Source organism: Acidovorax sp. 35-64-16, from assembly GCF_002281195.1.
In the GTDB taxonomy this organism is placed as follows: domain Bacteria; phylum Pseudomonadota; class Gammaproteobacteria; order Burkholderiales; family Burkholderiaceae_C; genus Acidovorax; species Acidovorax defluvii.
In genome coordinates this window covers 49,954-74,592 of record NZ_NCFM01000014.1, presented here as the reverse complement: position 1 = coordinate 74,592, position 24,639 = coordinate 49,954, and the positions used below count along the sequence as shown (strand labels likewise).

The 24,639-nt window shown below is 65.0% G+C and carries 26 protein-coding genes and 1 pseudogene; 19 read left to right on the top strand and 8 right to left on the bottom strand.

From position 1 onward, the window contains the following. Positions 1–370: 370 nt before the first annotated feature. The 4 genes from phhA to B7Y64_RS10980 all read right to left on the bottom strand — a co-directional run bounded on the left by phhA (position 371) and on the right by B7Y64_RS10980 (position 4,474). Positions 371–1,207: a phenylalanine 4-monooxygenase gene (gene phhA, locus B7Y64_RS10995; protein WP_291327188.1), complete on the bottom strand. Its 837-nt coding sequence runs from the start codon at positions 1,205–1,207 to the stop codon at positions 371–373. 13 nt (positions 1,208–1,220) lie between these two features. Next, positions 1,221–2,363, bottom strand: a complete 1,143-nt coding sequence (hppD, locus tag B7Y64_RS10990) for a 4-hydroxyphenylpyruvate dioxygenase (protein ID WP_291327191.1) — start codon at positions 2,361–2,363, stop codon at positions 1,221–1,223. A gap of 190 nt (positions 2,364–2,553) precedes the next feature. Beyond that, entirely contained in the window at positions 2,554–3,531 is a 978-nt protein-coding gene (locus B7Y64_RS10985; RefSeq protein ID WP_291328878.1) for a lipase secretion chaperone, read from the bottom strand. 4 nt (positions 3,532–3,535) lie between these two features. Beyond that, positions 3,536–4,474 (bottom strand): triacylglycerol lipase, encoded by a 939-nt coding sequence (locus B7Y64_RS10980; protein WP_291328866.1) that lies wholly within the window; start codon positions 4,472–4,474, stop codon positions 3,536–3,538. A 165-nt stretch (positions 4,475–4,639) separates the two neighbouring features. Between B7Y64_RS10980 and B7Y64_RS10975 the strand changes: the two genes are divergently transcribed. The 14 genes and pseudogenes from B7Y64_RS10975 to B7Y64_RS10910 all read left to right on the top strand — a co-directional run bounded on the left by B7Y64_RS10975 (position 4,640) and on the right by B7Y64_RS10910 (position 17,836). Next, complete coding sequence (locus B7Y64_RS10975) at positions 4,640–5,122, top strand: Lrp/AsnC family transcriptional regulator (protein ID WP_024813046.1); 483 nt, start codon at positions 4,640–4,642, stop codon at positions 5,120–5,122. A 180-nt stretch (positions 5,123–5,302) separates the two neighbouring features. Next, positions 5,303–6,031 (top strand): GNAT family N-acetyltransferase, encoded by a 729-nt coding sequence (locus B7Y64_RS10970; RefSeq protein ID WP_291325530.1) that lies wholly within the window; start codon positions 5,303–5,305, stop codon positions 6,029–6,031. A 90-nt stretch (positions 6,032–6,121) separates the two neighbouring features. Continuing rightward, on the top strand, positions 6,122–6,997 hold the full coding sequence (locus B7Y64_RS10965) for a transporter associated domain-containing protein (RefSeq protein WP_291328864.1): 876 nt from the start codon (positions 6,122–6,124) through the stop codon (positions 6,995–6,997). Next, positions 6,997–8,589: an apolipoprotein N-acyltransferase gene (lnt, locus tag B7Y64_RS10960; RefSeq protein WP_291328862.1), complete on the top strand. Its 1,593-nt coding sequence runs from the start codon at positions 6,997–6,999 to the stop codon at positions 8,587–8,589. The genes B7Y64_RS10965 and lnt overlap by 1 nt, the downstream gene beginning before the upstream one ends. A gap of 215 nt (positions 8,590–8,804) precedes the next feature. Then, positions 8,805–9,347, top strand: a complete 543-nt coding sequence (gene fabA, locus B7Y64_RS10955) for a 3-hydroxyacyl-[acyl-carrier-protein] dehydratase FabA (protein WP_291328860.1) — start codon at positions 8,805–8,807, stop codon at positions 9,345–9,347. After that, positions 9,344–10,558, top strand: a complete 1,215-nt coding sequence (gene fabB / locus B7Y64_RS10950; RefSeq protein ID WP_291328858.1) for a beta-ketoacyl-ACP synthase I — start codon at positions 9,344–9,346, stop codon at positions 10,556–10,558. The genes fabA and fabB overlap by 4 nt, the downstream gene beginning before the upstream one ends. Before the next feature lie 185 nt (positions 10,559–10,743). Beyond that, positions 10,744–11,673, top strand: coding sequence for a glycine--tRNA ligase subunit alpha (glyQ, locus tag B7Y64_RS10945; protein WP_111866570.1), 930 nt, complete (start codon positions 10,744–10,746; stop codon positions 11,671–11,673). Then, positions 11,673–11,975 carry an antibiotic biosynthesis monooxygenase gene (locus tag B7Y64_RS10940; protein ID WP_111866568.1) on the top strand — a complete coding sequence of 101 codons (303 nt, stop codon included), beginning with the start codon at positions 11,673–11,675 and terminating at the stop codon, positions 11,973–11,975. The genes glyQ and B7Y64_RS10940 overlap by 1 nt, the downstream gene beginning before the upstream one ends. Positions 11,976–11,983: 8 nt before the next feature. Beyond that, complete coding sequence (glyS, locus tag B7Y64_RS10935; RefSeq protein WP_291328856.1) at positions 11,984–14,125, top strand: glycine--tRNA ligase subunit beta; 2,142 nt, start codon at positions 11,984–11,986, stop codon at positions 14,123–14,125. Between the two features lie 42 nt (positions 14,126–14,167). Beyond that, on the top strand, positions 14,168–14,818 hold the full coding sequence (locus tag B7Y64_RS10930; protein WP_291325330.1) for an HAD-IIIA family hydrolase: 651 nt from the start codon (positions 14,168–14,170) through the stop codon (positions 14,816–14,818). 65 nt (positions 14,819–14,883) lie between these two features. Beyond that, positions 14,884–15,630: a lysophospholipid acyltransferase family protein gene (locus B7Y64_RS10925; RefSeq protein ID WP_291325329.1), complete on the top strand. Its 747-nt coding sequence runs from the start codon at positions 14,884–14,886 to the stop codon at positions 15,628–15,630. Positions 15,631–15,640: 10 nt separating this feature from the next. Next, positions 15,641–16,627: a SprT family zinc-dependent metalloprotease gene (locus tag B7Y64_RS10920; protein WP_291325334.1), complete on the top strand. Its 987-nt coding sequence runs from the start codon at positions 15,641–15,643 to the stop codon at positions 16,625–16,627. Between the two features lie 87 nt (positions 16,628–16,714). Then, positions 16,715–17,224, top strand: a pseudogene (locus tag B7Y64_RS10915) (MBL fold metallo-hydrolase); the annotation flags it as partial. Between the two features lie 174 nt (positions 17,225–17,398). Further along, on the top strand, positions 17,399–17,836 hold the full coding sequence (locus B7Y64_RS10910) for a rhodanese-like domain-containing protein (protein WP_291325332.1): 438 nt from the start codon (positions 17,399–17,401) through the stop codon (positions 17,834–17,836). A gap of 81 nt (positions 17,837–17,917) precedes the next feature. Here B7Y64_RS10910 and lysM read toward each other — a convergent pair whose 3' ends face one another. Beyond that, positions 17,918–18,403, bottom strand: coding sequence for a peptidoglycan-binding protein LysM (gene lysM / locus B7Y64_RS10905; RefSeq protein ID WP_024813034.1), 486 nt, complete (start codon positions 18,401–18,403; stop codon positions 17,918–17,920). Between the two features lie 214 nt (positions 18,404–18,617). Between lysM and B7Y64_RS10900 the strand changes: the two genes are divergently transcribed. Further along, complete coding sequence (locus B7Y64_RS10900; RefSeq protein ID WP_024813033.1) at positions 18,618–19,382, top strand: type III pantothenate kinase; 765 nt, start codon at positions 18,618–18,620, stop codon at positions 19,380–19,382. A gap of 78 nt (positions 19,383–19,460) precedes the next feature. On the opposite strand, the gene B7Y64_RS10895 is transcribed toward B7Y64_RS10900, so the two are convergent. The 3 genes from B7Y64_RS10895 to B7Y64_RS10885 all read right to left on the bottom strand — a co-directional run bounded on the left by B7Y64_RS10895 (position 19,461) and on the right by B7Y64_RS10885 (position 21,795). Further along, entirely contained in the window at positions 19,461–20,237 is a 777-nt protein-coding gene (locus B7Y64_RS10895) for a hypothetical protein (protein WP_291325327.1), read from the bottom strand. A gap of 37 nt (positions 20,238–20,274) precedes the next feature. Beyond that, positions 20,275–20,937 (bottom strand): TetR/AcrR family transcriptional regulator, encoded by a 663-nt coding sequence (locus tag B7Y64_RS10890; protein ID WP_291325326.1) that lies wholly within the window; start codon positions 20,935–20,937, stop codon positions 20,275–20,277. 231 nt (positions 20,938–21,168) lie between these two features. Continuing rightward, positions 21,169–21,795: a phasin family protein gene (locus B7Y64_RS10885; protein ID WP_291325324.1), complete on the bottom strand. Its 627-nt coding sequence runs from the start codon at positions 21,793–21,795 to the stop codon at positions 21,169–21,171. 228 nt (positions 21,796–22,023) lie between these two features. Here B7Y64_RS10885 and rfbB point away from each other — a divergent pair, with 228 nt between their 5' ends. From rfbB to B7Y64_RS10865, 4 genes are read left to right on the top strand one after another with little or no spacing between them, the layout of a single operon-like run. Beyond that, on the top strand, positions 22,024–23,109 hold the full coding sequence (rfbB, locus tag B7Y64_RS10880) for a dTDP-glucose 4,6-dehydratase (RefSeq protein WP_291328854.1): 1,086 nt from the start codon (positions 22,024–22,026) through the stop codon (positions 23,107–23,109). Then, entirely contained in the window at positions 23,106–23,999 is an 894-nt protein-coding gene (gene rfbD / locus B7Y64_RS10875; protein ID WP_291328851.1) for a dTDP-4-dehydrorhamnose reductase, read from the top strand. Before rfbB ends, rfbD begins: the two co-directional genes overlap by 4 nt. Before the next feature lie 59 nt (positions 24,000–24,058). Then, entirely contained in the window at positions 24,059–24,256 is a 198-nt protein-coding gene (locus B7Y64_RS10870) for a type II toxin-antitoxin system VapB family antitoxin (RefSeq protein ID WP_111866461.1), read from the top strand. Beyond that, entirely contained in the window at positions 24,256–24,624 is a 369-nt protein-coding gene (locus B7Y64_RS10865; protein ID WP_330862436.1) for a type II toxin-antitoxin system VapC family toxin, read from the top strand. The genes B7Y64_RS10870 and B7Y64_RS10865 overlap by 1 nt, the downstream gene beginning before the upstream one ends. Positions 24,625–24,639: the final 15 nt, after the last annotated feature.

Here is a 24,639-nt window from a genome sequence, read left to right as displayed (position 1 = left end):
GCCACGCGCTGCGCAAACTGGGCCGAGCGAAGCGATGGCCCGAAGGGGTGTCCGGCTTCGGGTTCCCTTCAGGATGCGCCGAGGAGCGCAGCGGCCAGCGGATCAGGGCTCGCGATTGTTTGAGCGAAGCGAGTTCGAGCGAGACCCCGCTGGACGCGAGCACCGCAGGTTGCCCGCAGCGAAGCGAAGGGACGCAGCGTGTAGGGTCGCCTTTCTTTTGGGTACGTTTCTTTGGCGAAGCAAAGAAAAGTACCTCGCCCGCCGGGGCGAGACCCGGCCTCCGCCCTCACCCAGCGCACCCACCAAGCTATAAAAACAATAGCTGCTAGCGCTTGATAAATAAGCGCCAGCGGCCAATTCCATTCAAAAATCAAACCACAACGCCCCGCTCATCCGCCGCAAACTCCGGCATCCCCCGCAGCCGCTCATACATCGGCGCAAAGTCCGCCGCCGTCATGTCAAACAGCTGCTCAAAACTGTCGATCACGAAATATGTCTGCTGGTAGGTGTCGATCTTGTAGCGCGTGCGCATGGTGCGCTCCAGCTGCAGGGGCAGGCGTTGGGGTTCGGGGCTTTGCACGGCATACGGCAACTCCCCTGATGAACTCAGGATGCCTGCGCCATACGCACGCAGTCCACCGGCCTCCCGGATCAGCCCGAACTCGATGGTGTACCAGTACAGGCGGCTCAGCATCTCGCACGCGCCGAGCTGCTGGGCCTTGAGCCCGCCCTGGCCGTAGCGCTGCACATAGTCGGCAAACACCGGGTTGAACAGCAGCGGCACATGGCCGAACAGGTCGTGAAAGATGTCGGGTTCGACGATGTAGTCAAACTCTTGTGGTGTACGGATCCAGTCCGTGACAGGGAACTGGCGGTTGGCCAGCAGCGTGAAGAACGGCACCTCGGGAATCAGCCCCGGCACGGCCACGATCTCCCAGCGCGTGGCGCGGTACAGGCGCTCGTTGATTTCCTCGAAGCGTGGAATGTGGTCCTTGATGCCCAGCGAGGGCAGGGCGGCGATGAAGGCCTCGCTGGCCAGGCCCGGCAGCAGGGCGCTCTGGCGCTCGTACAGGCGCCGGTAGGTGTCGTGGTCGGCGGCGGTGTAGGCCGCATGGTTTTGCGGGCAGGTGTAGTTGGCGGCTGCGCGCGAGTAGTCGCCGCGCGGCGCCCGCTCGCTGGCGCCGTAGACGACGGGTTCGATGGCCATGGCCGTATTCCGCTCAGGCCTTCTTGCCTTCGAGCACGCCGCGCCGGATCTGGTCGAGCTCGATGCTTTCAAACAGCGCCTTGAAGTTGCCGTTGCCAAAGCCGTCGTCGCCCTTGCGCTGGATGAACTCGAAGAAGATGGGCCCCAGCTGGTTCTCGCTGAAGATCTGCAGCAGCAGCTTGCCGGCCACGCCGTCGATCAGGATCTTGCGGTCTTTCAGGGCCTGCAGCGGCTCGCCGTGGCCGGGGATGCGTTTTTCCACCAGCTCGTAGTAGGTGTCGGGCGTGTCGAGCAGGCGCACGCCGCTGGCGCGCAGCGCGTCCACGGTGTCGTAGAGGTGGTCCGAGCCCATGGCGATGTGCTGGATGCCCTCGCCCTTGTACATGTCCAGGTACTCCTGGATCTGGCCGGACTTTTCCTTGCCCTCTTCATTGATCGGGATGCGGATCTTGCCGCAGGGGCTGGTCATGGCCTTGCTCTTGACGCCTGTGACCTGGCCTTCAATATCGAAGTATTTGATCTCGCGAAAGTTGAACACGCGCTCGTAAAAGTCGGCCCATTCGTTCATCCGGCCCCGGTGCACGTTGTGCGTGAGGTGGTCGATGTAGGTCAGGCCATGGCCCACGGGGTTAAGGGCCTCGTCGGCGCTCACGCCGGGCAGGGGTTCGAAGTCCACGTCAAAGAAGCCGATGTTGCCGATGTCGCCCGGCTGGGCGCCGTTTTTGCCGCGCCAGCGGTCCACCAGATAAATCAGGCTGTCGCCCACGCCCTTGATGGCCGGAATGTTCAGCTCGCCCGGCCCCGCCACGCCCGCGTAGCCCCAGGCGCCCAGACCCAGCGCGCGCTCGTAGGCGGCTTTGGTGTCGTGCACGCGAAAGGCAATGGCGCAGACGCTGGGGCCGTGCAGGCGGGCAAAGCGCTGGGCAAAGCTGTCGGGCTCGGCGTTGATGATGAAGTTGATCTCGCCCTGGCGGTACAGCAGCACGTTCTTGTGGCGGTGGCGCGCCACCGGCCTGAAGCCCATGCCCTCGAACACCTTGCCCATGGCCTGCGGGTCGGGCGCGGCGAATTCGATGAATTCGAACCCGTCCGTGCCCATGGGGTTCTCCCAGGCGGCGGTGTCTTGCGTGGCTTGCTGCGGCAATGTTGCGTTCATGTTGTCTCCGGCCAAAAAAATAGGAATGCCGTGCACTGTAGGCGCGTGCTGTCTCATGTTTCCGGCGATTTGGAGATGCAATGAACGGTTGTTTGCAGGAATGCTGCGTCAGATCAATGCGCGATGAAGGGATGGTGCTAGCCGGTTCGCGGCCCTCTGCGGTGTCTTGTCGCCTTCTTTGGGGCAGGGCTTAGCGCGGGGCGGGCGCCGGCTGCAGCTTGCGCACGGCCTGTGCGGCGGCCAGGCGCTGCTGCTCTTGCGGCGTGAAGAGTTGCTGGCGCAACTGCTGCAAGGCGGCGCTGTCGGTGGTTTGCGCCTGGGCCTGGCTGTACTGGTCGAGCCGGTTTTGCCAGTCGGTCTCGTCCCGGTCGAGCTGGGCCAGGGCGCGTGCGGCCTCTTCACCATATTGGGCGCTGCGGGCGGCGTGGCGCGTGCGCTCGTCCGTGCCCTGGGCATTGAATTGCTGGGTCTGTTGGGCCACGGTCATATGAAGGGTGGCGCTGGCGCGCTCGGCCTGGCGCTCAGGGGACAGCGCGGCTTGCGCCTCGCGCAGGGCCAGTTCTTTTTGTTGTGCGGTCAGCGTGGGGTTGTGGGCGATCTCAAGACGCGCGAGGGTGTACTGGTCAAGCTCGGCCTCGTGCGCAAAAAGCGCTTCGTATTCCTCGTCCTGAAAATGCTGGCGACGCAATTGCTCGCGCTCTGCCAGTGCGCTGCGCAGGGCCCGCGGGTCGGCGAGGTCGGTGGGGGCGCGCAGTTGCCCCAGGGCCACGCGGTAATCCACGTAGCGCTCGGCCATCGCCAGCGCGCGGGTGGCGAGGTCGGGGGCAAAGTGCCGCCCCACCAGTGCGGCAAGGCGCTGCTTCAGTGTGGCGGGGTCGGCGGCGTCGCCAGCCTCCAGCAGCAGGGCTTCGAGGGTGTTGCGCAGTTCGCGGGTCAGAAAAGAATCGCGGCCATCCACGCCGGCGCCCGCAGCCTGCGCTGCGAGGCGGTGCTCTGTCGGCGTTGCAGCGCGCAGGGCGCCGGGGTTGTGGCCGGCCACCGCCGCGCCCCCGGGTTGCAGCTGCGTGCGCAGTGGCGCAGGGTCCGCCGGCCAGGCCAGCCACAGCAGCGCGCCGGCGGCTACCGTGGCGGCGGCGGCCGCCACAGGCAGGGTGCGGTGGCGGGGCATGGCGTTACAGGCCGACCTGTTTGAGGCGGTTGGCGTGCTGGCGGTACAGCGTGACCGGATCTGCAGAGAACCAGTCGCGCAGGCCCACCAGCTGGTTCACTTCGTCCAGGTGGTTCTGGCGGTAGTCGCCCAGATGCTTGCCCAGGCGCGAGGAGCAGGCCGACACCAGCCCGTCATTGGCTTCGCCAAACACCAGCCCCATGACGGCGAGTGGGCCGTCGGTCACGTCCAGCACGTTGGTGAGTTGCTGGGTGCCGGTCCACGAGTAATAGCGCACGCCATTCACCAGCTCGGCACCGCTGCCGCAGCCCGTGGGGACAGCCTGTGGAAACCGGCGGTTGAAGTCTGCCAGCCCGGCGGTGGTGAGCGAATCGAGCGCTGACGTGGGCATTTGTGGCAGGCCGCTGCCGCCCGACACCAGGTTGATCAACCCCACCAACGCCGAGGCGGCGCCGTTGGCCACGGTTTCCGAGACCGATCCGGCGGGCGCCACGCCGCGCAGGATATCGGCCACGCGGGAGCCCCGGTTGACGCCGCCAATCGAGGTGACCGATGCCACCAGACCCGGCGCCACACCGGCCACGTAGCGCGTGGTGGGCCCGCCGTGCGAATGCCCCACCAGGTTCACCTTGGACGCGCCGGTGACGGCCAGAATGGTCTTCACCTGTGCCAGCAATTGCTCACCGCGCACCTCGGTGCTGTTGGCGGCAGATACCTGCGCCACAAAGACCCGCGCCCCGCCTTGTCGCAGGGCGTCCGGAATGCCATAAAAATAATCCACGCCCAGCGCCGAATCAAAGCCAAAAAGCCCATGCACCAGCACGATGGGGTAGCGTGTCTGGGTGTAGCCATTTTGCGCATGGGCGCTGGCCCCGAGCATGAGCGCGCAGGCCGTGACAGCGAACGAAAGGTGGCGCAAGAGGCGCCTGGTAAAACCGGTCATGTGTTTGTCTCCTGGTATTTGATTTTTGGTTTCGCGAAAAAGAACGGCCGTACTTTTTCGCGAAGTTCATTGTTCAGCGGCCTGTGCGTTGTCACTATCGGGACATACCCGGTGCCCCGAAATCGGGGGCGCCTGACGCCGGCCCTGTTCGTAGAATCCTGCGCAATGAACGACGCCAATGCCCTCGACAAGCTGGACAAGGCCATCCTGCGCCGCCTGCAGGACAACGGACGCGAAACCTACGATGTGATTGGCGAGCAGGTGGGCCTGTCTCCCAGCGCCGTGCTGCGCCGCGTCAAGCGCCTGGAAGACAGTGGCGTGATCGCCCGCTATGTGGCACTGGTCCGGCCCGAGGCCGTGGGGCTGGGGCTGACGGCCTACCTCAATGTGCGGCTCGAAAAACACACCGAAAGCCACAAGCGCAATCCCATGGACCTGTTTCGCGCCAGCGTGCAGACCTGGCCCGAAGTGGTGGAGTGCGCCGCACTCACGGGTGAGATGGATTACCTGCTGCGCGTGGTGGTGGCCGACATGGCGCACTACAGCCGCTTCATCATGGATACGCTGCTCAAACACCCCAGCGTGCAGGATTGCAAAACGAGCTTCGTGCTCGACCGGGTAAAAGCCACCACCGCCGTGCCCGTGTGACGCTGGCAGGACGCCGCAACGGGGTGGTTGTGTAACAGTTGCTATGATGTTAGTAGCTGTAAGCGCTTTATCCGTATGGGTCTTAGCGCATTTTGTTGGGTTTTGGTAGGCGCCACTATTTTTGTTGCAGTGCAGCAAAAAATGTGGAATTGACGAGGGAAAACCCGTAAAGTGGACTCCATGATCGCAACCAAAGACTGGCTCAAGGCTTCGTGGGACGCTGGCAAGGACATGCTGACGCCCCTCTCTGGCCGTTCGTCGGGTGAGGCCCACGCGCCCACTCCCGTGATGGTGCCCATCCGAGCGCTGGGCCCGTCTTACCGCGAGCGCATCACGCAGCATCTGTTGCAGCTGGAGCCGCCAGACCGCTACCTGCGCTTTGGCTACGCCGCCACCGACGAGCAGATTCGCCGCTACACCGAGCAGCTCGATTTTGATCGCGACGAAATCTTCGGCATCTACAACCGCCGTCTGGAGCTCATCGCCATGGCCCATCTGGCGTTTGCCGAGAACGCCGATCACAAGCAATGTGCCGAGTTTGGCGTGTCGGTGCTCAAGAAGGCGCGTGGCCGGGGATTTGGTGCGCGGCTGTTTGAACGGGCCGTCATGCACGCCCGCAATGAAGGGGTGAACATGGTGTTCATCCATGCACTGACGGAAAACACCGCCATGCTCAAGATTGCGCGCAACGCGGGTGCCACGGTGCAGCGCGACGGATCTGAATCCGAGGCCTATCTGCAGATTGCCCCGCCCAGCCTGGACACGCGCATGGCCGAGATTGTCGAGCAGCAATACGCCGAGCTGGACTACCGCCTCAAGCGCCAGGCAAAGCAGTTCTGGGACTTTCTGGCGGGTGTGCAGGAAGTACGCCAAGGCGTGCGCAAAGCCCGCCACCAATCGGCCGAATAGCCACTCGTCGGCCCGCGGCAGGGGCGGTGTCACAACAATCCGGTATCCTAGCGGCCTGTTTCACTACCGCACGTCCTGCACTCCAAGACAGTGTCCGACCCGCACCCCCAGCGCTTGCCCGACAAGGAAGACAAGCGCACTTTTCTGCAAAAAGTGGCCGAGTTCATTCATCCCGGACCGGACTCCACTGAAGAGCTCATTGAAACCCTGGCCGAGGCCGAGGACAACGAAATCATTGGCGCCGACTCCCGCGTGATGCTTGAGCGCGTCATCCGCATGGCCGACATGACGGCCGGCGATGTGATGGTGGCCGCACCACGCATGGACCTCGTCAACATCGAGGCGCCCTTCGACGAGCTGCTGCGGCTGGTGATCAACACCGCGCATTCGCGCTTTCCGGTGTACCAGGGGGAGCGCGAAAACATCATCGGCATCCTCATGGCCAAAGACCTGCTCAAGCTGCAGCGGGCACCCGAGCTGAACATCCGCGCCTTGCTGCGCCCGGCCGCCTTTGTGCCGGAAACCAAGGGGCTCAACGACCTGCTGCGCGAGTTTCGCGGCAACCGCAACCACCTGGCCATCGTGATCGACGAATTCGGCCGTGTGGCAGGTCTCATCACCATCGAGGATGTGCTGGAACAGATCGTGGGCGAGATCGAGGACGAGTTCGACATCCCCGAGGACGAAGGCGACATCTTTGGTCTGGCAGACCGCACCTACCGCGTGAGCGGCGACACCCCCATCGAGCGTGTGGCCGAGGCCTTTGGTGTGACCGTGCAAGGCAGCGATCCCGACGAAACCTTCGACACCATCGGCGGTCTGATCGCCCATGAAATGGGCCATGTGCCCAAGCGCGGCGAGCACCTGCAGCTGTGCGGACTGCACTTTGTGGTGCTGCACACCAAGGGCGGCGCAGTGCGCTGGTTCAAGGTGTCGCGCGTCGACGAAAACAGCGCCGCCGACTGATGGCCCGGCTGCCACGCCTGCCTGGGGCTGCGTTCGCCGTGCGCGCCTGCCTGGCCGCTGCGGCGGGTGTGGCGCAGGCGTTGTCGCTGGCCTGGCCCGGGAATGGCGCGCCGCAGTGGTGGCTGCAAATCCTGTCGCTGGCGGTGCTGGCCTGGCTGGTGCGCGGCCCAACGACCTGGCGCCAGGCTGCCGGCCTGGGCTGGGTGTTCGCCACCGCCTGGCTGGCGGCCACCTTCTGGTGGCTTTTCATCTCCATGCACACCTATGGCGGCCTGGCGGCGCCGCTCGCGGTGGTTGCCGTGCTGGGGTTGGCGGGCTTTCTGGGCGGCTATTACGCTGCCGCTTTGGCGCTTTTTTCGCGTTTTGCGCCCGCCCACCGTGCGCTGGTAGCTATGCTTTTCGGAGCGGTCTGGTTGCTGGCCGAGCTGGCCCGCGGCACGCTGTGGACGGGCTTTCCCTGGGGCGCTGGCGGCTATGCACATGTGCAAGGGCCCTTGAGTGCGCTGGCGCGCACCGTGGGGGTGTATGGCGTCGGGTTCGTGGCCGCGGTGCTGGCCATGCTGCTGGCGCAGGCGCGCACCAGCGATTGGCGCAGCCTGCGCGCCTGGGCACTCGTGTCGGGGGGCGCGCTGGTGCTGGTGGGCGCGGGGCTGCAGCGCCAATGCGCCATCGAGTGGTGCCACACACCGGCGGCGGCGCAGCCTGCCCCCATCAGCCTGGCACTGCTGCAGGGCAATATTCCGCAGGACGAAAAGTTCCAGCCCGGCAGCGGCGTGCCGCTGGCGCTGCGGTGGTATGCCGATGCACTGCTCGCGGCCAAGGCAACCCTCGTCGTGGCGCCTGAAACCGCCATCCCGCTGCTGCCGCAGCAACTCATGCCGGGGTATCTGGAGGGGCTGGCGGCGCATTTCGGCCAGGGCCAGCAGGCAGCGCTGATCGGCATTCCGCTGGGCGACGAGGCGCGCGGCTACACCAATTCGGTGCTGGGCCTGAAGCCCGCCCAGCAGGTGCCGTACCAGTATGACAAGCACCATCTGGTGCCGTTCGGCGAGTTCATCCCGCCGTTCTTCAAGTGGTTCACGGCCATGATGAACATTCCCCTGGGCGACTTCAATCGCGGTGCCGTTGGGCAGCCCTCGTTGGCCTGGGCGGGGCAGCGCATTGCCCCCAACATCTGCTACGAGGACTTGTTTGGCGAAGAGCTGGGCGCACGGTTTGCGGACCCGGCCACCGCCCCCACGCTGTTTGTCAATTTCAGCAACATTGGCTGGTTTGGCGACACCGTCGCCATCGACCAGCATCTGCAGATCAGCCGCATGCGTGCGCTGGAGTTCGAGCGCCCCATGGTGCGCGCAACCAACACCGGGGCCACCGCCATCATCGACCATCGGGGCGTGGTCACCCATGCGCTGGCACGCCACACCCGTGGCGTGCTGACCGGCGAGGTGCACGGGCGCGGGCTCAGCGCACAGCAGGGCTGGGGCATCACGCCGTATGCCTGGTGGGTGGCGCGCTGGGGCCTGGCGCCCTTGTGGGTGGTGGGCGTGTGCGTGGTTGCCGGTGCGGCGTTCGCGCGGCGCTGGCGGCGCTAAACCCAACACCACGGCACGCGGCCGCACGGCATGGCAGGCATTGATCCAGGTCATGCCGTGCGGGGGAGTGGTGGTCGGTCGGCAGGCCAATCGGCGGCTGTGCGGTCGGTCGGCCTGGATGTGCCTTGATAATGGAGCCCTGCAACCGGTAGCAGGGGGTTGCAAATGGTGAATTTTTGAAGCGGCACGGCCGCTGTTCTGGAGCACGACTGAAAATGGCAGATTCCTTTTCCTATGAACAACTGATTGCCTCGGGCGAGGGCCGGCTGTTCGGCGCTGACAGCGGGCGTCTGCCGCTGCCACCCATGCTGATGTTTGACCGCATCACCCACATCGACAGCGATGGCGGCGCCCATGGGCTGGGGAAAATCCGGGCCGAGCTCGATGTGCGCCCTGACCTGTGGTTTTTTGCCTGCCATTTCCAGGGCGACCCGGTCATGCCCGGCTGCCTGGGGCTGGATGCCATGTGGCAGCTCATCGGTTTTTACCTGACCTGGCTGCAGCTGCCTGGCCGTGGCCGTGCGCTGGGTGCGGGCGAAGTCAAGTTCACCGGCGAAGTAGGGCCTGACGTCAAGCTGGTGACCTACGAAATCGACATCAAGCGCGTCATCAAGCGCAAGCTGGTCATGGCCATTGGCGATGCCCGCCTGCTGGCCGATGGCAAAGAGATTTACGTGGCCAACGACCTGCGCGTGGGCTTGTTCAAGCGCGAGGAAGACGCGGCAAAAGACGGAGCACCGCAAGGAGAGGCCGCATGAAACGCGTGGTGATCACGGGCTCGGGCATCGTCTCGTGCATTGGCAACGACATGGCTACGGTGGAGGCCTCGCTGCGCGAAAGCCGCTCGGGCATCCGTGCCATGCCGCAGTTTGCCGAGCTGGGCATGCGCAGCCGCGTGGCAGGTGTGCCCCAGATCGATCTGGAAGCGCTGATCGACCGCAAGCAGCTGCGCTTCATGGGCGATGCGGCGGCCTATGCGCACATTTCGTTGGCCAACGCCATTGCCGAGTCGGGCCTCACGCCCGAGCAGGTGTCGCACCCCCGCACCGGCCTCATCATGGGTTCGGGCGGCGGCTCGCCCGCCAACCAGATCGAGGCGGCAGACATTCTGCGCAGCAAGGGCATCCGCCGCGTGGGGCCATACCAGGTCACGCGCTGCATGAGCTCCACCGTGTCTGCGTGTCTCTCGACCAACTTCGGCATCAAGGGCATCAACTACTCCATCACCTCGGCCTGCAGCACCTCGGCGCACTGCATCGGTGCCGCAGCCCAGCAGATCGCCTGGGGCATGCAGGACGTGATGTTTGCCGGCGGCGGCGAAGAGGTCACCTGGGGCATGGGCCTGCTGTTTGACGCCATGGGCGCCATGTCCAGCGCCTACAACGACACGCCCGAGAAAGCCTCGCGCGCCTACGACGCGAATCGTGACGGCTTCGTGCTGTCGGGTGGCGGCGGTGCCGTGGTGCTCGAAAGCCTTGATCACGCCCTGGCGCGCGGCGCCACCATTCTGGGCGAGGTTGTCGGTTTTGGTGCCACGTCCGATGGCGCCGACATGGTGGCCCCTTCGGGCGACGGCGCCATTGCCTGCATGCGCCAGGCCATCTCCACCGTGAGCGAGCCCATCGACTACATCAACACCCACGGCACCTCCACCCCCGTGGGCGACGTGCCCGAGCTGCGCGCCATTCGCGAAGTGTTTGGCGACACCATTCCGCCGTTCTCGTCCACCAAGTCACTCACCGGCCACTCGCTGGGCGCCACGGGCGTGCAAGAGGCCATCTATTGCCTGCTCATGCTGCGCCAGGGCTTCATTGCCGGCTCGGCCAACATTGAAACGCTCGAGCCCGCCGCAGAAGGCATGCCCCTGGTGCGCAAGACGGTTGACGCGCCCATTCGCACCGCGCTGTCCAACAGCTTCGGCTTTGGCGGAACCAACGCCAGCCTGGTGCTGCGCCGCTGGGAGCCTTGAGTCGCGCGCACTGGTTGCTATTAAAGTGAGAGCTGCTTGCGCTTGATGGACGGGCGCTTGCGGCTCTTTTTGCTTATAAGCCCTGTTTGCGGCCACGGCTCGTAAAATCAGGGGATCTTGCGCAGCACCAGGCGCACCCACACACACCAACCGCGCATGGCCTTGCTGCCATGCCAGACAAACGCATGTTGACCTTCCAGCAAATCATTCTCAAGCTGCAGTCGTACTGGGACGCCCAGGGCTGCGCACTGCTCCAGCCCTACGACATGGAAGTGGGCGCTGGCACCAGCCACACCGCCACCTTTCTGCGCGCCATCGGCCCCGAGCCCTGGAAGGCCGCCTACGTGCAGCCCAGCCGCCGCCCCAAGGACGGCCGCTATGGCGAGAACCCGAACCGCCTGCAGCACTATTACCAGTTCCAGGTGGTCCTGAAGCCCGCACCGGCCAACATTCTGGAGCTGTACCTGGGCTCGCTCGAAGCGCTGGGGTTCGATCTGAAAAAGAACGACATCCGCTTTGTCGAGGACGACTGGGAAAACCCCACGCTCGGCGCCTGGGGCCTGGGGTGGGAGGTCTGGCTCAACGGCATGGAAGTCACGCAGTTCACCTATTTTCAGCAGGTGGGCGGCATCGACTGCAAGCCCGCCACGGGTGAGATCACCTACGGCCTGGAGCGCCTGGCCATGTACCTGCAGGGCGTGGACAACGTCTACAACCTGACCTGGACCGAAGGCGCCGACGGCTCCAAGCTGACCTACGGCGATGTGTACAAGCAAAACGAGGTGGAGCAGTCCACCTACAACTTCGAGCACAGCGACGCCGACTTTTTGTTCACCGCCTTCAATGCGCACGAAAAGCAGGCCAAGCACCTTATGGAGCAGCAACTGGCGCTGCCTGCATACGAGCAGGTGCTCAAGGCCGCGCACAGCTTCAACCTGCTGGATGCCCGCGGCGCCATCAGCGTGACCGAGCGCGCCGCCTACATCGGCCGCATCCGCAACCTGGCCCGGGCCGTGGCGCAGAGCTATTACGAGAGCCGTGAACGCCTGGGCTTTCCCATGGCGCCCCGCGAATGGGTGGCACAAATGGCACCCACGGCCAAGAAGGCCGCCTGATGGTTCTGGAGATTGCCACCCTGCAGATCAAGCCCGGCCAGACGGCCGCGTTTGAGCAGGCTTTTGCCCAGGCGCAGCGCATCATTGCTTCCATGCCCGGGTACGAAGGGCATGAGTTGCAGCATTGTCTGGAGGACGACCACCAGTACGTGCTGCTGGTGCGCTGGGCCAGGCTGCAGGACCACACCGAGGGCTTCCGTGGCTCTGTGCAATACCAGGAATGGCGTGCGCTGCTGCACCATTTCTATGACCCCTTTCCCACCGTGCTGCACTACAGCGCGGTTACGCCGTCTTTGAGCTGATCGATCCCATGACCACCCAAAATCTTCTCGTCGAACTGTTTGTGGAAGAGTTGCCCCCCAAGGCGCTCCAGAAGCTGGGCGATGCCTTCGCCACGGTGCTGGCTGACCAGCTCAGGGCGCAAGGCCTGACCTCTGCCGACACTGCCGTCACCGCCTACGCCTCGCCGCGCCGGCTGGCGGCCCATGTGAGCCATGTGGCGATCAAGGCCGAGGACAAGGCGGTTCAGCAAAAGCTCATGCCTGTGAGCGTGGGCTTGAATGCCGAGGGCCAGGCAACGCCCGCCCTGCTGAAAAAACTGCAAGCCCTGGGCGCTGACCTGTCTGCCCCCGCTGCCGCTGTGGCCGCGCTCAAGCGTGCGCAGGACGGCAAGGCCGAGGCGCTGTTCTACGACAGCCTGGTCACCGGTGCCACGCTGGACACCGGCCTGCAAAAGGCCCTGGACGAGGCCATTGCCAAGCTGCCCATCCCCAAGGTGATGAGCTACCAGCTGGAGACCGACTGCGAGCTGCCCGGCTGGAGCAGCGTTCACTTTGTGCGCCCCGCGCACGGCCTGGTCGCGCTGCACGGCACGACCGTGGTGCCCGTCAAGGCGCTGGGCTTGAGCGCCGGCTGCACCACGCAAGGCCACCGTTTTGAGGCCCTGGTGAGCCCGGTGGTGGTGCCGCACGCCGACCAATACGCCGAAGTGCTGCAGAGCGACGGCGCCGTGATTGCCAGCTTTGCCGCCCGCCGCGACGAAATCGCGCGCCAGCTGGCCGCTGCCGCCGCCCAAGCAGGCAACGGCGCGCGCCCCATTGAAGACGACGCGCTGCTCGATGAAGTGACCGCGCTGGTCGAGCGCCCCAATGTGCTTATCTGCCAGTTTGAAGAACAGTTCCTCGATGTGCCGCAGGAATGCCTCATCCTCACGATGAAGGCCAACCAGAAATACTTCCCGCTGCTCGACGCCGCAGGCAAGCTGACCAACAAGTTCCTGGTGGTGAGCAACATCAACCCCGACGATGCGAGTTTTGTGATCGGCGGCAACGAGCGCGTGGTGCGCCCCCGTCTGGCCGACGCCAAGTTCTTCTTCGACCAGGACCGCAAGAAGACGCTCGCCTCGCGCGTCGAGGGCCTGTCCAAGGTGGTCTATCACAACAAGCTCGGCACGCAGGGTGAACGCGTGGAGCGCGTGCGCGCCATTGCCAAGGCGATTGCCACGCAGCTGGGCGATGCGCAACTGGTGCAGCAAGCCGACCTGGCCGCGCAACTGGCCAAGACCGACCTCGTGACCGACATGGTGGGCGAGTTCCCCGAGCTGCAGGGCACGATGGGCCGCTACTACGCGCTCAACGACGGCCTGGGCGAAACGGTCGCCGATGCCATCGAAGACCACTACAAGCCGCGTTTTGCCGGCGATACCCTGCCCCGCAACACCTCGGGCGTGGTGGTCGCGCTGGCCGACAAGCTCGAAACCCTGGTCGGCATGTTCGGCATTGGCAACCTGCCCACGGGCGACCGCGACCCGTTCGCGCTGCGCCGCCACGCGCTGGGCGTGATTCGCATGCTGGTTGAGAAAGACCTGCCGCTCGATCTCAACGCGCTGCTGGCCGGTGCCGTGCCCGCGTTTGGCGACAAGATCGCCGATGCTTCGGCCGCGCTGGCCGATTTCATCTACGACCGCCTCGCTGGCAGCCTGCGCGAGCAGGGCTACAGCGCGCAAGAGGTCGATGCCGTGCTGGCCCTGCGCCCACAGCGGCTGGCGCAGGTGCCCCAGTTCCTCGCGGCGGTGCGCGCCTTTGCCGCACTGCCCGAAAGCCCGGCCCTGGCTGCGGCCAACAAGCGCGTGGGCAACATCCTCAAGAAGGCCGAGCTCGAAGGCCCGGTGGACGCCCACGTCAACCCCGCCTTGCTGCAGGAACAGGCCGAAAAAGACCTCTATACCGCCCTGCAGCGCTTCGTGCCCGAGGCCAATGCCCAGTTTGATGCGGGCGACTACACCGCCAGCCTGCAAACCCTGGCCGTGCTGCGCGCACCGGTGGATGCGTTCTTTGACGACGTGATGGTCAACGCCGAGCAGCTCGACCTGCGACTGAACCGCCAGGGCCTGCTCAAGACCCTGCACGAGGCAATGAACCGCGTGGCCGATCTCTCGCGCCTGGCTTCCTGAGCCGTCTGCTAGGCTGGCTGCTTCAACTTGGCAAGGGTACCCATGAAACTCGCCATCCTCGACCGTGACGGCACCCTCAACCCGCTGGGGGATGACTTCATCACCTCGCCCGAGGAGTGGAGCGCCCAGCCTGGCGCGCTGGAGGCCGTGGCCCGGCTCAACCATGCCGGCTGGCGTGTGGTGGTTGCCACCAACCAGCCGGGGCTGGGGCGGGGCCTGTTCGACGTGGTGTCGCTCAACGCCATCCACGCCAAGATGCTGCGGCAGGTGGCGGCGGTGGGGGGGCGCATCGACGCCGTGTTCTATTGCCCGCACGCGCCCGACGAGGCCTGCCATTGCCGCACGCCTGCGCCCGGCCTGCTGGAACAGATCTGCGACCGCTATGGCGTGGAGCCTTTCGATGCGCGGGTGGTGGGCAGTTGCGCCGAGCATCTGCAGGCGGGCGCGGCGCTGGGCGCGCAGGTGCACCTGGTGTGCACGGGCAGCGCGGCCCATTTGCAACCCGGGCAGCCCTTGCCCATCGAGTTTCCCGCCACCACGCGGGCGCATGCCAGCCTGGCAGCATTTGTCGAGCATTTGCTGCCCCCGGCGTCTTCAACGCCTGTGCCCCAGCCAGCGGCTGCGCACCAGGCTGCCGGTGGGCCAGACGCATCGCACCGCCCCGCAGCGGATGCACCGCCGCTCTTTTCTTGATGCTATATATTTAATAGCTACTTGCGCTTGATTGGTAAGCGCTAGAACCAAAAAACACTATAAATATGGCCTTGATCCGTTCCATCCTTCACATGCTCTGGATGGGCATCACCGTGGTGCCCTACACGCTGGCCATCCTGCTGGTGCGGCTGTTCGGTGCCAGCAGCCGCACGCGCTACCGCATTGCGCGGGCCTGGCTCAAGCTCAGTGTGGACTCGGCCGGCGTCATCATGGGCATCCGCACCCGCATCACCGGCATGGAGCACCTGCCCACGCAAGAGAAGCAGGGCGTGGTGCTGCTCGTCAAGCACCAGTCCACCTACGAAACCTTCCTCATGCCGGCGATCATGCCGCGCCCGCTGGCCTATGTGTTCAAGAAAGAGCTGCTGCGCGTGCCGTTTTTTGGCTGGTCGATTGGCAGCCTGGACATGATCCACATCGACCGGGGCCAGGGCGTGCGGGCTTTTGTCAAGGTGGTGCAACAGGGCCGGGCGCTGCTGGCCCGGGGCACCTGGGTCATCATGTTCCCCGAGGGCACGCGCATAGAGCGCGGCCAGGTGGGCCAATACAAGAGTGGCGGCACGCGGCTGGCCATTGACGCCGGGGTGCCCGTGGTGCCCGTGGCCGTCACCTCGGCACGGGTGTGGCCGCGCAAGGCCTTCATCAAGCGCCCCGGGGTGGTGGATGTGTCGATTGGCCAGCCCATCCCCAGCGTGGGCCGCAAGCCCGACGAGCTGATGCGGGAGGTCGAAGACTGGATTGAAGCCGAAATGCGCCGCCTCGACCCCGAGGCATATCCCGCCAAACCCTGAGCGCGCCATGATGCAGCGGCTGGTGCAACTGGCGCTCGACCTGTTCGACCCGCCCGGGCCGCAGGAGCGCGCTGCCGGTGCTTCGCCCTCGGTGGCGGGCTTGTCGACAGAGAAAATCAAGCCAGAACGGCCTGTAGCCCTTATCGATAAAGCGCAAGAAGCTCCTGAAACAGGAGCAAGCGCCGCGCCTCCCTCCGCTGCACCGGCGCCCGCCTTGGCGTCGCTGCTGTCCCCCGCTGAATTCCGCCATCCCCAGGCCAACCGCGAGGTGCTGCTGGGCGATGCCGTGGTGGCCTATGCGCTGCAGCGCGTGCGCCGGCGCAGCATTGGCTTCACGGTTGGGGCCGATGGTCTGGCCGTGCGGGCGCCCACGTGGGTCACGCTCTCGGCCGTGGATGCGGCGCTGCGCGAGAAATCGGGTTGGATCCTGCGCAAACTGAACGAGTCGCGCGAACGCCAGCAGCGCATCGAAGGCGGTCGCATCGCCTGGGGCCATGGCGCGCAGTTGCCCTACCTGGGCGAGGCGCTGACCGTGGTGCTGGACCCCACCCACGGCTTTACTGGCAAGGGCGGCGCCTTGCACTCTGGCAGTGAAGACGCTGGTGGGCCGAGCCTGCGCATCGGCCTGCCCCACAGCGCCAGCCCGGCGCAGATCCGCGATGCCGTGCAGGCCTGGCTGATGCGCGATGCGCGCCGCCATTTCACCGCCCGGCTCGATTATTTCGCGCCACTGCTTGATGTGCGCTGGACCAGCCTGCGCCTGTCCAGCGCCCAGACCCGCTGGGGCAGTGCCAAGGCCGACGGCTCCATCCGCCTGAACTGGCGCCTGCTGCACTACCGCCCGGCCATCATCGACTACGTGGTGGCGCACGAGCTGGCGCACTTGCGCGTGATGGACCACAGCCCGCGCTTTTGGGGCACAGTGGCCACGGTGGTGCCCGACTACCCGGTGCTGCGCCACGCGCTGCGCGAACAACCGGCACCGCTGTGGGAATAAGCGCGCAGCAACGCACGGCCAGGGTTGGAAGTCCAGGGCAGTGCGCGGCAAAATGACGATCCATTCCGCCTGAATCTCATTGCCTGGATGCCCACCATGATTCCCCTGCAACTGTTCGACCCCGCTTCCAGCACTTACACCTACATCCTGCACGACGCCGCCACGCGCGATGCGTTGATCATCGACCCGGTGGACGAGCAGCTCGACCGCGATCTGGCGGTGCTGCAGTCGCACCACCTCACGCTGCGCTGGGCCCTGGAGACCCACGCCCATGCCGACCACATCACCAGCGCGGGCCGCCTGGCCGAACACACCGGTGCGCGCACGGCAGTGCCTGCGGGCTGCGGCATTGGCACGGCGGCGGTGCAATTGCTCGACGGCGAGACGCTGACCTTTGGCGGCGAAACCCTGCGCGCCCTGCACACCCCCGGCCACACGGCGGGCAGCATGTCGTACCTGTGGCGCGACCATGTCTTTACGGGTGACGCCTTGCTCATCAACGGCTGCGGCCGCACCGATTTCCAGTCGGGCAGCGCGGCCGACCTTTACCGCAGCATCACCGGCGTGCTGTTTGCCTTGCCCGAGGGCACCACCGTCTGGCCCGGCCACGATTACAACGGGCGCAGCCACTCCACCATCGGCGCCGAAAAGGTCAACAACGCCCGCGTGGCCGGGCGCAGCCAGGCCGAGTTTGTGGCGCTGATGGAGTCGCTGCACCTGCCGCGCCCGCGCCGCATCGACGAGGCGGTGCCCGCCAACCAGCACTCGGGCCTGCGGCACGATGCCGATGGCGCCACCCTGCAGGCACCCCGCGCAGCCGAGGGCTATGCGGGTGATGTGTCGGCCCACCTGGCGTGGCAATGGGTGCAGGACGGGCAGGCCGTGCTGATCGATGTGCGCAGCGATGCCGAGCGCGAATGGGTGGGGCAGGTGCCCGGCGCCATTGCCGTGGCCTGGAAGCAATGGCCCGGCATGGTGATGAATGCCGATTTCGACGCACAGTTGCGCGCCGCCGTGCCCGAAGGCGGCCGCGCCGTGCTGCTGTGCCGCAGCGGCGTGCGCTCGGTGGCCGCCGCGCGCCGCGCCACCGAGCTGGGCATCACCGCCTACAACATCCTCGAAGGCTTTGAGGGCGACCCCGACAGCCATGCGCAGCGAGGCAAAAAGGGCGGCTGGCGCAGGCAGGGGCTGCCCTGGCGCCAAGGCTGAACGGCGCTGCTCCATGAAAAAGCGGGCCCGTCCGGTTGGAGGGGCCCGCTTTTTTTGAGGGGCTGAAGCGCCCCAGTGCCCTTAAACGGGCGGAATGCGCAGTTTCTGACCGGGGTAAATCTTGTCGGGGTGCGTCAGCATGGGCTTGTTGGCCTCGAAGATTTGTGGGTACTTGTTGGCATCGCCGTAAAACTTCTTGGCAATGGCCGAGAGCGTATCGCCGCGCACCACGTCGTGGTACTGGGCTTCGGGCTCGGGGTTGGTCACATCCATCAGGTTGTCCACACTGGTGACATTGGCCACGTTGCCGCAGCACAAGGTGATTTTTTCCTTGGCAGATTGCGTGGGTGCCGTACCTTTTACGGTGACCTTGCCCTGCGCGCCGTCAAACGCCACCTGCACGTTGCTGGCGCCCAGGTTCTGCGATGCAATGTAGGTCTCGATGGCCTTGGCCGCCTTGGCGTTGAGTTCTTCGGTGGCCGCGGGGTTGTTCAGCGTTGCCGCCTCTGCGTCCTTGCCGCCAAAAAGTTTTTCGCCGGCTTCTTTGATGAAACTGAATAGACCCATGTCAATTCTCCTGTGGTTGCAAATTATTGAATGGTCACTGTAGTCCAACAGGTGCTGCGCGCCATGTCAGACAAGTGCCTGATCTCGTGCGCACCCGTCGTACCGGTCTTGCTGCTTGTCGCCACGCGCCCAGTGTGGGTGGCTGGGTTGGGGTGCCAACCTTGCCTGCGAAAAGTGCAAATGGGGGGAATAAAAACTCTGGATAATCCGCCGCATGACATTTTTGGCCATCGACGTCGGCAACACGCGTCTCAAATGGGCGTTGTACGACGCTCACCGCCCGGGCGCTGCGTTGCTGGCGCACGGCGCCGAGTTCCTGGATCACATCGACCGCCTGGCCGAAGGCTCGTGGGCGCAACTGTCGGCGCCCAGCCGCATGCTGGGGTGCGTGGTGGCGGGCGATGCCGTTAAACGCCGCGTGCAAGACCAGATGGAACTGTGGGATGTGCCGGCGCAATGGGTGGTGTCGTCGGCGCAGGAGGCCGGTGTCACCAACGGGTACGACTACCCTTCACGCCTGGGCTCGGACCGCTGGGTGGCCATGATCGGTGCGCGCCACCATGTGCTGGCAAAGGGCCCCGCGCGCCCCATCGTGGTGGTGATGGTGGGCACGGCGGTCACCGTGGAATGCATCGACACAGAAGGGCGCTTTCTGGGCGGCCTGATCCTGCCCGGCCACGGCATCATGCTGCGCGCCCTGGAGGCCGGCACGGCCGGCCTGCATGTGCCAACGGGCGAGGTGCGCCTTTTTCCCACCAACACCAGCGATGCTTTGACCAGCGGCGGCACCTATGCCATTGCCGGGGCGGTCGAGCGCATGGTGCAGCATGTCATTGCCCACTGCGGCGCCGAGCCGGCGTGCGTCATGACCGGTGGTGCCGGCTGGAAAATGGCGCCCAGCATGACGCGCCCATTCGAGCTGGTGGACAACCTGATTTTTGACGGCCTGCTGGAGATCGCCGCACGGCGTTTCGGCTGAGCCGGGGCGTCGGCCCCCACCCCGCTACCCAGCTTTCCAGCACCACCCATCCCTACCGCGCTCAGGGAGTGCGCTGGCTCAGTCTGCTTCCAGTTCGACGCGCGCCATTTCCACGTCGAGGCGCTCTCGCGCGTCCCGGGGCTCACAGGCAGCAGCCTGCTCATATAGCTGCGTAGCCTGCTGCATTTTTGGCTCGCCTTCCAGCATCACCAGCGCGTTGGCATATTCGATCATGCCAATGGCTGAGCCCGGGTGGATCCGCAGCGCCTCCTGAAACAACTGCAGGCTTGTGTCTTTCTTGGCACCATAGGTCATGCCGCCAATCAGCGCGCCCACCTTGTCGATCACCTCGGCATGGAAGGTGCCCAGTGCAATCCGGGCATCGGCATGTCGGGGCGACAGGGCAATGGCTGTCTCCAGCGCATTCTTGACCTTGCCGCCCAGCCCTTGTGCCAGCGCCTTGCCCACGCTGATGCCCTGGCTGTAGCGGCCCAGCGCGTAGGCATGCCAGTACCAGGCGTTGGCGTTGGCTGGCTCCTGGGCCGCCTGGGCTTGGGCGCGCTCGGCCGCCTGCATGAACAGATCAAGGCGGGTTCTTTCCTTGGGCTCAAGGTAGTTGGCGTAAATCGCGGTGGCCTTGTTGGCCACCGTGATGCCCGGCCCGCCTGCGCCCAGGCCCGCTGCCGCCGCCTGCTCAAATTCGCCGTTGTGGTACAGGGCCCAGGCCTGCAGCACGGCGGCATCGTGGGGGCAGGGCTCGGCATCGCCGAAGTGCAGCTGGCTCCACAGATTCTTCACGCTGGCCACATCAAACCGGTAGTCACCAGCATGGGGGAAAGGGGTCCATCGGGCCATGGTGTGTCTCCTCGGTAGGGGTTGTTGCGCTTGGCGTTTAGCCATTTGCCGGCGCGTAGGCGGCCACGATGTGCTGCAGATGCGCCCGTTGTCCGTCTTCCAGATACGGCATGAGCAGGGTCAGCGCATGGTGCGCTCCCCGCTGCATTGCGGCCTGGGCGCTCTCGGGCTCCAGTGCATGGCGTGGGTCCTGCACATACTCGAAACTGAGCCAATAGGTCAGCACCACCACCATGCTGGTGGCGGTGACCTTCTGGTCGCACGCTTCGATGCGCAAGGCCCCTGCACGGGCCATGCTGTCGAGCATGGCCCGCACCGCGCGGGTCTTGCTTTTCAGGATGGTCTGGAAATGCGTTTCCAGCCGGCGGTTCTTGGACAGCAAGTCATTGAGATCGCGGTACAAAAAGCGGTATTGCCAGATGATTTCAAACAGCGTGTGCATGAAAAACCAGGCGTCCTCCACATTGCGCACGCTGTCGCCGGCACCCAGCAATTCGTTCAGCGCGTGTTCATACCGGTCAAAGAGCGCATTGATGAGCTCGTCCTTGGCCGGGTAGTGGTAGTAAAGATTGCCGGGGCTGATGCGCAGCTCGGCCGAGATGAGCGTGGTGGAAACGTTGGGTTCGCCAAACCGGTTGAACAGGTCCAGCGATGCTTCCAGGATGCGTTCGGCAGTGCGGCGCGGCGCTTTCTTCACCATGGATGCATGCCCTTTGATGTCGTTGTTTCTTGCTCTCTTGTGGCTACTCTAACCGAGCTGCATTTGCTGCAATGCAGCATCGAGGCGCAGCGCTGGTGCCGCTTGCGGGAGCATCGGCCCGGTTGCCACGCTGCGGTGGAGCGTTGAGAGGCAAGAAAAAAGCGACTGCACGCACGGGCGTGTCAGTCGCTTTGACCCCAGAGGCCGGAACCCGGCATGGGCCGGTAGTGCTCAGTTCGCCGAGAGCGTATCTGGCTCGGTAACGGCCTTGGGGGCCGCAGGCGTGCGCGGCTTTGCAGCGGCCTTTTTGGCGGCAGCCGCTTTCACGGCGGGCTTGGCTGCGGGCTTGGCGGCTGCCTTGCGCGGGGCGGCCTTGGTTGCCAACGGTGCGGCAGGTTTGGCTATGGCGGCGGTCTTGGCTGCCGGCTTCGCCGTGGTCTTTGCGCTTGCGGATTTGCCCACAGCCTTGGTCAGCGCCTCGATGCGTGCATGCAGCGCCTCGATGTCGCGGGCCGAGGGCACACCCAGCTTGCCGAGGGCCTTGGCCACACGCTCTTCAAAAATGTTCTCCAGCTTGTCCCACTGCCCCTGGGCCTTGGAGCCGATGTCGCTGGCCATGTGCGTCATGCGGTTGGTGGCTTCAGTAATCTTCTCTTCGGCCACGGCCTGCGTCTTGCGCTGAATGGTCATGCCTTCCTTGACCAGGGCTTCAAACACCTTGCCACCTTCTTCCTGCGCCTTCGAGAAGGCCCCCAGGCCCGCCAGCCAGATTTGCTGCGCCGAATCCTTGACGGTGCTGGACAGTTGGGCATTGCTCTGCTTTTTGTCGTTGCTGGTCTTTTGCATTTTTTTGGCCATGGGGACTCCGGAATGGGTAAGGGTGGGTTGCCAGGGCCCCTTGCCGCTGGCACAAAAATGCACTTTACGCCGCGTGGGGCTGCCGGTGTAGGGGTGTGCTCCTAAAAGTGCAGTGGACGCGGCTGGCGCCGGTCGTGCCGGGCAAGCGCTGCGCTTGGTTACGTGCGTGCCGCGAGCGGGTGGGATAATTCGCGACTTTGCCGACAGGCTGCTTCCTCGGTTCACATCATGATTCTTGTCACCGGCGGCGCCGGCTTCATTGGCGCCAACTTTGTTCTTGACTGGCTTGCCACCTGCGACGAGCCGGTGCTCAACCTCGACAAACTCACCTACGCCGGCAACCTGCACAACCTGGCCAGCCTGCAAGGCGATGCGCGCCACATCTTCGTGCAAGGCGACATTGGCGACACCGCCCTGGTGGACCGCCTGCTGGCGCAGCACCAGCCGCGCGCCGTGATCAACTTTGCGGCCGAATCGCACGTAGACCGCTCCATCCACGGCCCCGAAGACTTCATTCAGACCAACGTGCTGGGCACCTTCAGGCTTTTGGAGGCCGTGCGGCACTACTGGCAAGCGCTACCAGCTATCAAAAAAGAAGCATTCAAGTTCCTGCATGTGAGCACCGACGAGGTCTACGGCACCCTCTCGGCCACCGACCCCGCCTTTACCGAAGACAACACCTACGAGCCCAACAGCCCGTACTCGGCCAGCAAGGCCGCCAGCGACCACCTCGTGCGCGCCTGGCACCACACCTACGGCCTGCCCGTGCTCACCACCAACTGCAGCAACAACTACGGCCCGCTGCACTTTCCAGAAAAACTCATCCCCCTCATGATCGTCAACGCCCTGGCCGGTAAAAACCTGCCCGTGTACGGCGACGGCATGCAGGTGCGCGACTGGCTCTACGTGCGCGACCACTGCAGCGCCATCCGCCGCGTGCTCGAAGCGGGCAAGCTGGGTGAAACCTACAACGTGGGCGGCTGGAACGAAAAACCCAACATCGACATCGTCAACACCGTGTGCGCTTTGCTCGACGAACTGCGCCCCCGCACCGACGGGCAAAGCTACCGCAGCCAGATCACCTACGTCAAAGACCGCCCCGGCCACGACCGCCGCTATGCCATCGACGCCCGCAAGATTGAACGCGAACTGGGCTGGAAGCCCGCCGAGACCTTTGAAACCGGCATCCGCAAAACCGTGCAGTGGTACTTGGACAACGCCGACTGGGTGGCCAACGTGCAGACCGGCGCCTACCGCGAATGGGTGCAGACCCAATACGCGCAAGCCCCTGCCTCCACCCCCGCCAGCGCATGAACATCCTCCTCTTTGGCAAAGGTGGCCAGGTCGGCTGGGAGCTGCAGCGCAGCCTCTCGGTGCTGGGCCAAGTCACCGCACTCGACTTTGACAGCACCGAGCACTGCGGCGACTTCAGCAATCCCGCAGGCCTTGCCGACACCGTGCGCGCGCTGCGCCCCGACATCATCGTCAATGCCGCCGCCCACACCGCGGTGGACAAGGCCGAGAGCGAACCCGACTTGGCCCGCACCCTCAACGCCACCGCGCCGGGCGTGCTGGCCCAAGAAGCCGCCCGCCTGGGCGCCTGGCTGGTGCACTACAGCACCGACTACGTGTTCGATGGCAGCGGCACCCGCCCCTGGGTGGAAACCGATGCCCCCGCGCCCCTGAGCGTCTACGGCCGCACCAAGTGGGAGGGCGAACAGCTCATCGCGCAATCGGGCGCGAAACACCTCATCCTGCGCACCAGCTGGGTCTACGCCGCCCGTGGCGGCAACTTCGCCAAGACCATGCTGCGCCTGGCACAAGAGCGCGAGCGCCTGACCGTCATCGACGACCAGTGGGGCGCACCCACCGGCGCCGACCTGCTGGCCGACGTCACCGCGCACGCCATCCGCCACCTGCAGCAATGCCCACAAGACGCTGGCCTGTACCACTGCGTGGCTGCCGGCGAGACCAACTGGCATTTGTACGCAAAATACGTTCTAGCCCAGGCGCAGAAAGCGCAAGCTGCTATTGAATTAAAAGCAACTGAAGTGGCACCCGTGCCCACCAGCGCCTTCCCCACACCCGCCCGGCGCCCGCACAACTCGCGCCTGAATACCCAAAAACTGCAAGCCACCTTCGGCCTCACGCTGCCCCACTGGCAGCAGGGCGTGGCACGTATGCTGCAAGAGGCATTGGCATAAAATCGGCCATCATTTGATGCGACAACCGATGCATTGTCTGGTGTCCAAAGGAGGAACCCATGCGTACCACACTCACTCTTGACGATGAATTGCTCGCGCAGGCGCAGCAGATCAGTGGTTTGACTGAACGCACCCAGTTGATCCGCGAAGCACTCCGGGCGCTGGTGCAGCGCGAGAGCGCGCGCCGTCTGGCCCGGCTCGGCGGGACCGAACCCCAATTGCAGCCCATTCCCCGCCGCCGAGAGCCTCAAGCGTGATGTTGGTGGACACATCCGTGTGGATTGACCATTTGCGCCATGGTGAAGCTGAGCTGACGGCAGCACTTCAGGTCGGGCAGGTGGATATGCATCCATTTGTGGTGGGAGAGTTGGCATGTGGAAACTTGCAAGCACGCGCTGAGGTGCTGGGCCTGCTGCAGGCGCTGCCCCAACTCCAGGTGGCCACCGACAAGGAAGTGCTGTTTTTTATGGACGCGCACGCGCTGATGGGGCGCGGCATAGGCTATGTGGATATGCACCTGCTGGCAGCCACCCGGCTGGGTGCGCATTTGCTCTGGACGCGGGACAAGAGGCTGCACGCCATCGCCGCCGAATTGGGCTTGGCGCATACCGAAAAAAAACACTGAATCAAGGTCATCAGT

What these genes read in the sequence shown, in the direction of transcription:
- phhA (WP_291327188.1), bottom strand. Translation starts at nt 1,207, where the DNA reads ATGGCCATCGAACCCGTCGTCTACGGCGCCAGCGAGCGGGCGCCGCGC.
- hppD (WP_291327191.1), bottom strand. Translation starts at nt 2,363, where the DNA reads ATGAACGCAACATTGCCGCAGCAAGCCACGCAAGACACCGCCGCCTGG.
- B7Y64_RS10985 (WP_291328878.1), bottom strand. Translation starts at nt 3,531, where the DNA reads ATGCCCCGCCACCGCACCCTGCCTGTGGCGGCCGCCGCCGCCACGGTA.
- B7Y64_RS10980 (WP_291328866.1), bottom strand. Translation starts at nt 4,474, where the DNA reads ATGACCGGTTTTACCAGGCGCCTCTTGCGCCACCTTTCGTTCGCTGTC.
- B7Y64_RS10975 (WP_024813046.1), top strand. Translation starts at nt 4,640, where the DNA reads ATGAACGACGCCAATGCCCTCGACAAGCTGGACAAGGCCATCCTGCGC.
- B7Y64_RS10970 (WP_291325530.1), top strand. Translation starts at nt 5,303, where the DNA reads ATGATCGCAACCAAAGACTGGCTCAAGGCTTCGTGGGACGCTGGCAAG.
- lnt (WP_291328862.1), top strand. Translation starts at nt 6,997, where the DNA reads ATGGCCCGGCTGCCACGCCTGCCTGGGGCTGCGTTCGCCGTGCGCGCC.
- fabA (WP_291328860.1), top strand. Translation starts at nt 8,805, where the DNA reads ATGGCAGATTCCTTTTCCTATGAACAACTGATTGCCTCGGGCGAGGGC.
- fabB (WP_291328858.1), top strand. Translation starts at nt 9,344, where the DNA reads ATGAAACGCGTGGTGATCACGGGCTCGGGCATCGTCTCGTGCATTGGC.
- glyQ (WP_111866570.1), top strand. Translation starts at nt 10,744, where the DNA reads ATGTTGACCTTCCAGCAAATCATTCTCAAGCTGCAGTCGTACTGGGAC.
- B7Y64_RS10940 (WP_111866568.1), top strand. Translation starts at nt 11,673, where the DNA reads ATGGTTCTGGAGATTGCCACCCTGCAGATCAAGCCCGGCCAGACGGCC.
- glyS (WP_291328856.1), top strand. Translation starts at nt 11,984, where the DNA reads ATGACCACCCAAAATCTTCTCGTCGAACTGTTTGTGGAAGAGTTGCCC.
- B7Y64_RS10930 (WP_291325330.1), top strand. Translation starts at nt 14,168, where the DNA reads ATGAAACTCGCCATCCTCGACCGTGACGGCACCCTCAACCCGCTGGGG.
- B7Y64_RS10925 (WP_291325329.1), top strand. Translation starts at nt 14,884, where the DNA reads ATGGCCTTGATCCGTTCCATCCTTCACATGCTCTGGATGGGCATCACC.
- B7Y64_RS10920 (WP_291325334.1), top strand. Translation starts at nt 15,641, where the DNA reads ATGCAGCGGCTGGTGCAACTGGCGCTCGACCTGTTCGACCCGCCCGGG.
- lysM (WP_024813034.1), bottom strand. Translation starts at nt 18,403, where the DNA reads ATGGGTCTATTCAGTTTCATCAAAGAAGCCGGCGAAAAACTTTTTGGC.
- B7Y64_RS10900 (WP_024813033.1), top strand. Translation starts at nt 18,618, where the DNA reads ATGACATTTTTGGCCATCGACGTCGGCAACACGCGTCTCAAATGGGCG.
- B7Y64_RS10895 (WP_291325327.1), bottom strand. Translation starts at nt 20,237, where the DNA reads ATGGCCCGATGGACCCCTTTCCCCCATGCTGGTGACTACCGGTTTGAT.
- B7Y64_RS10890 (WP_291325326.1), bottom strand. Translation starts at nt 20,937, where the DNA reads ATGGTGAAGAAAGCGCCGCGCCGCACTGCCGAACGCATCCTGGAAGCA.
- B7Y64_RS10885 (WP_291325324.1), bottom strand. Translation starts at nt 21,795, where the DNA reads ATGGCCAAAAAAATGCAAAAGACCAGCAACGACAAAAAGCAGAGCAAT.
- rfbB (WP_291328854.1), top strand. Translation starts at nt 22,024, where the DNA reads ATGATTCTTGTCACCGGCGGCGCCGGCTTCATTGGCGCCAACTTTGTT.
- rfbD (WP_291328851.1), top strand. Translation starts at nt 23,106, where the DNA reads ATGAACATCCTCCTCTTTGGCAAAGGTGGCCAGGTCGGCTGGGAGCTG.
- B7Y64_RS10870 (WP_111866461.1), top strand. Translation starts at nt 24,059, where the DNA reads ATGCGTACCACACTCACTCTTGACGATGAATTGCTCGCGCAGGCGCAG.
- B7Y64_RS10865 (WP_330862436.1), top strand. Translation starts at nt 24,256, where the DNA reads ATGTTGGTGGACACATCCGTGTGGATTGACCATTTGCGCCATGGTGAA.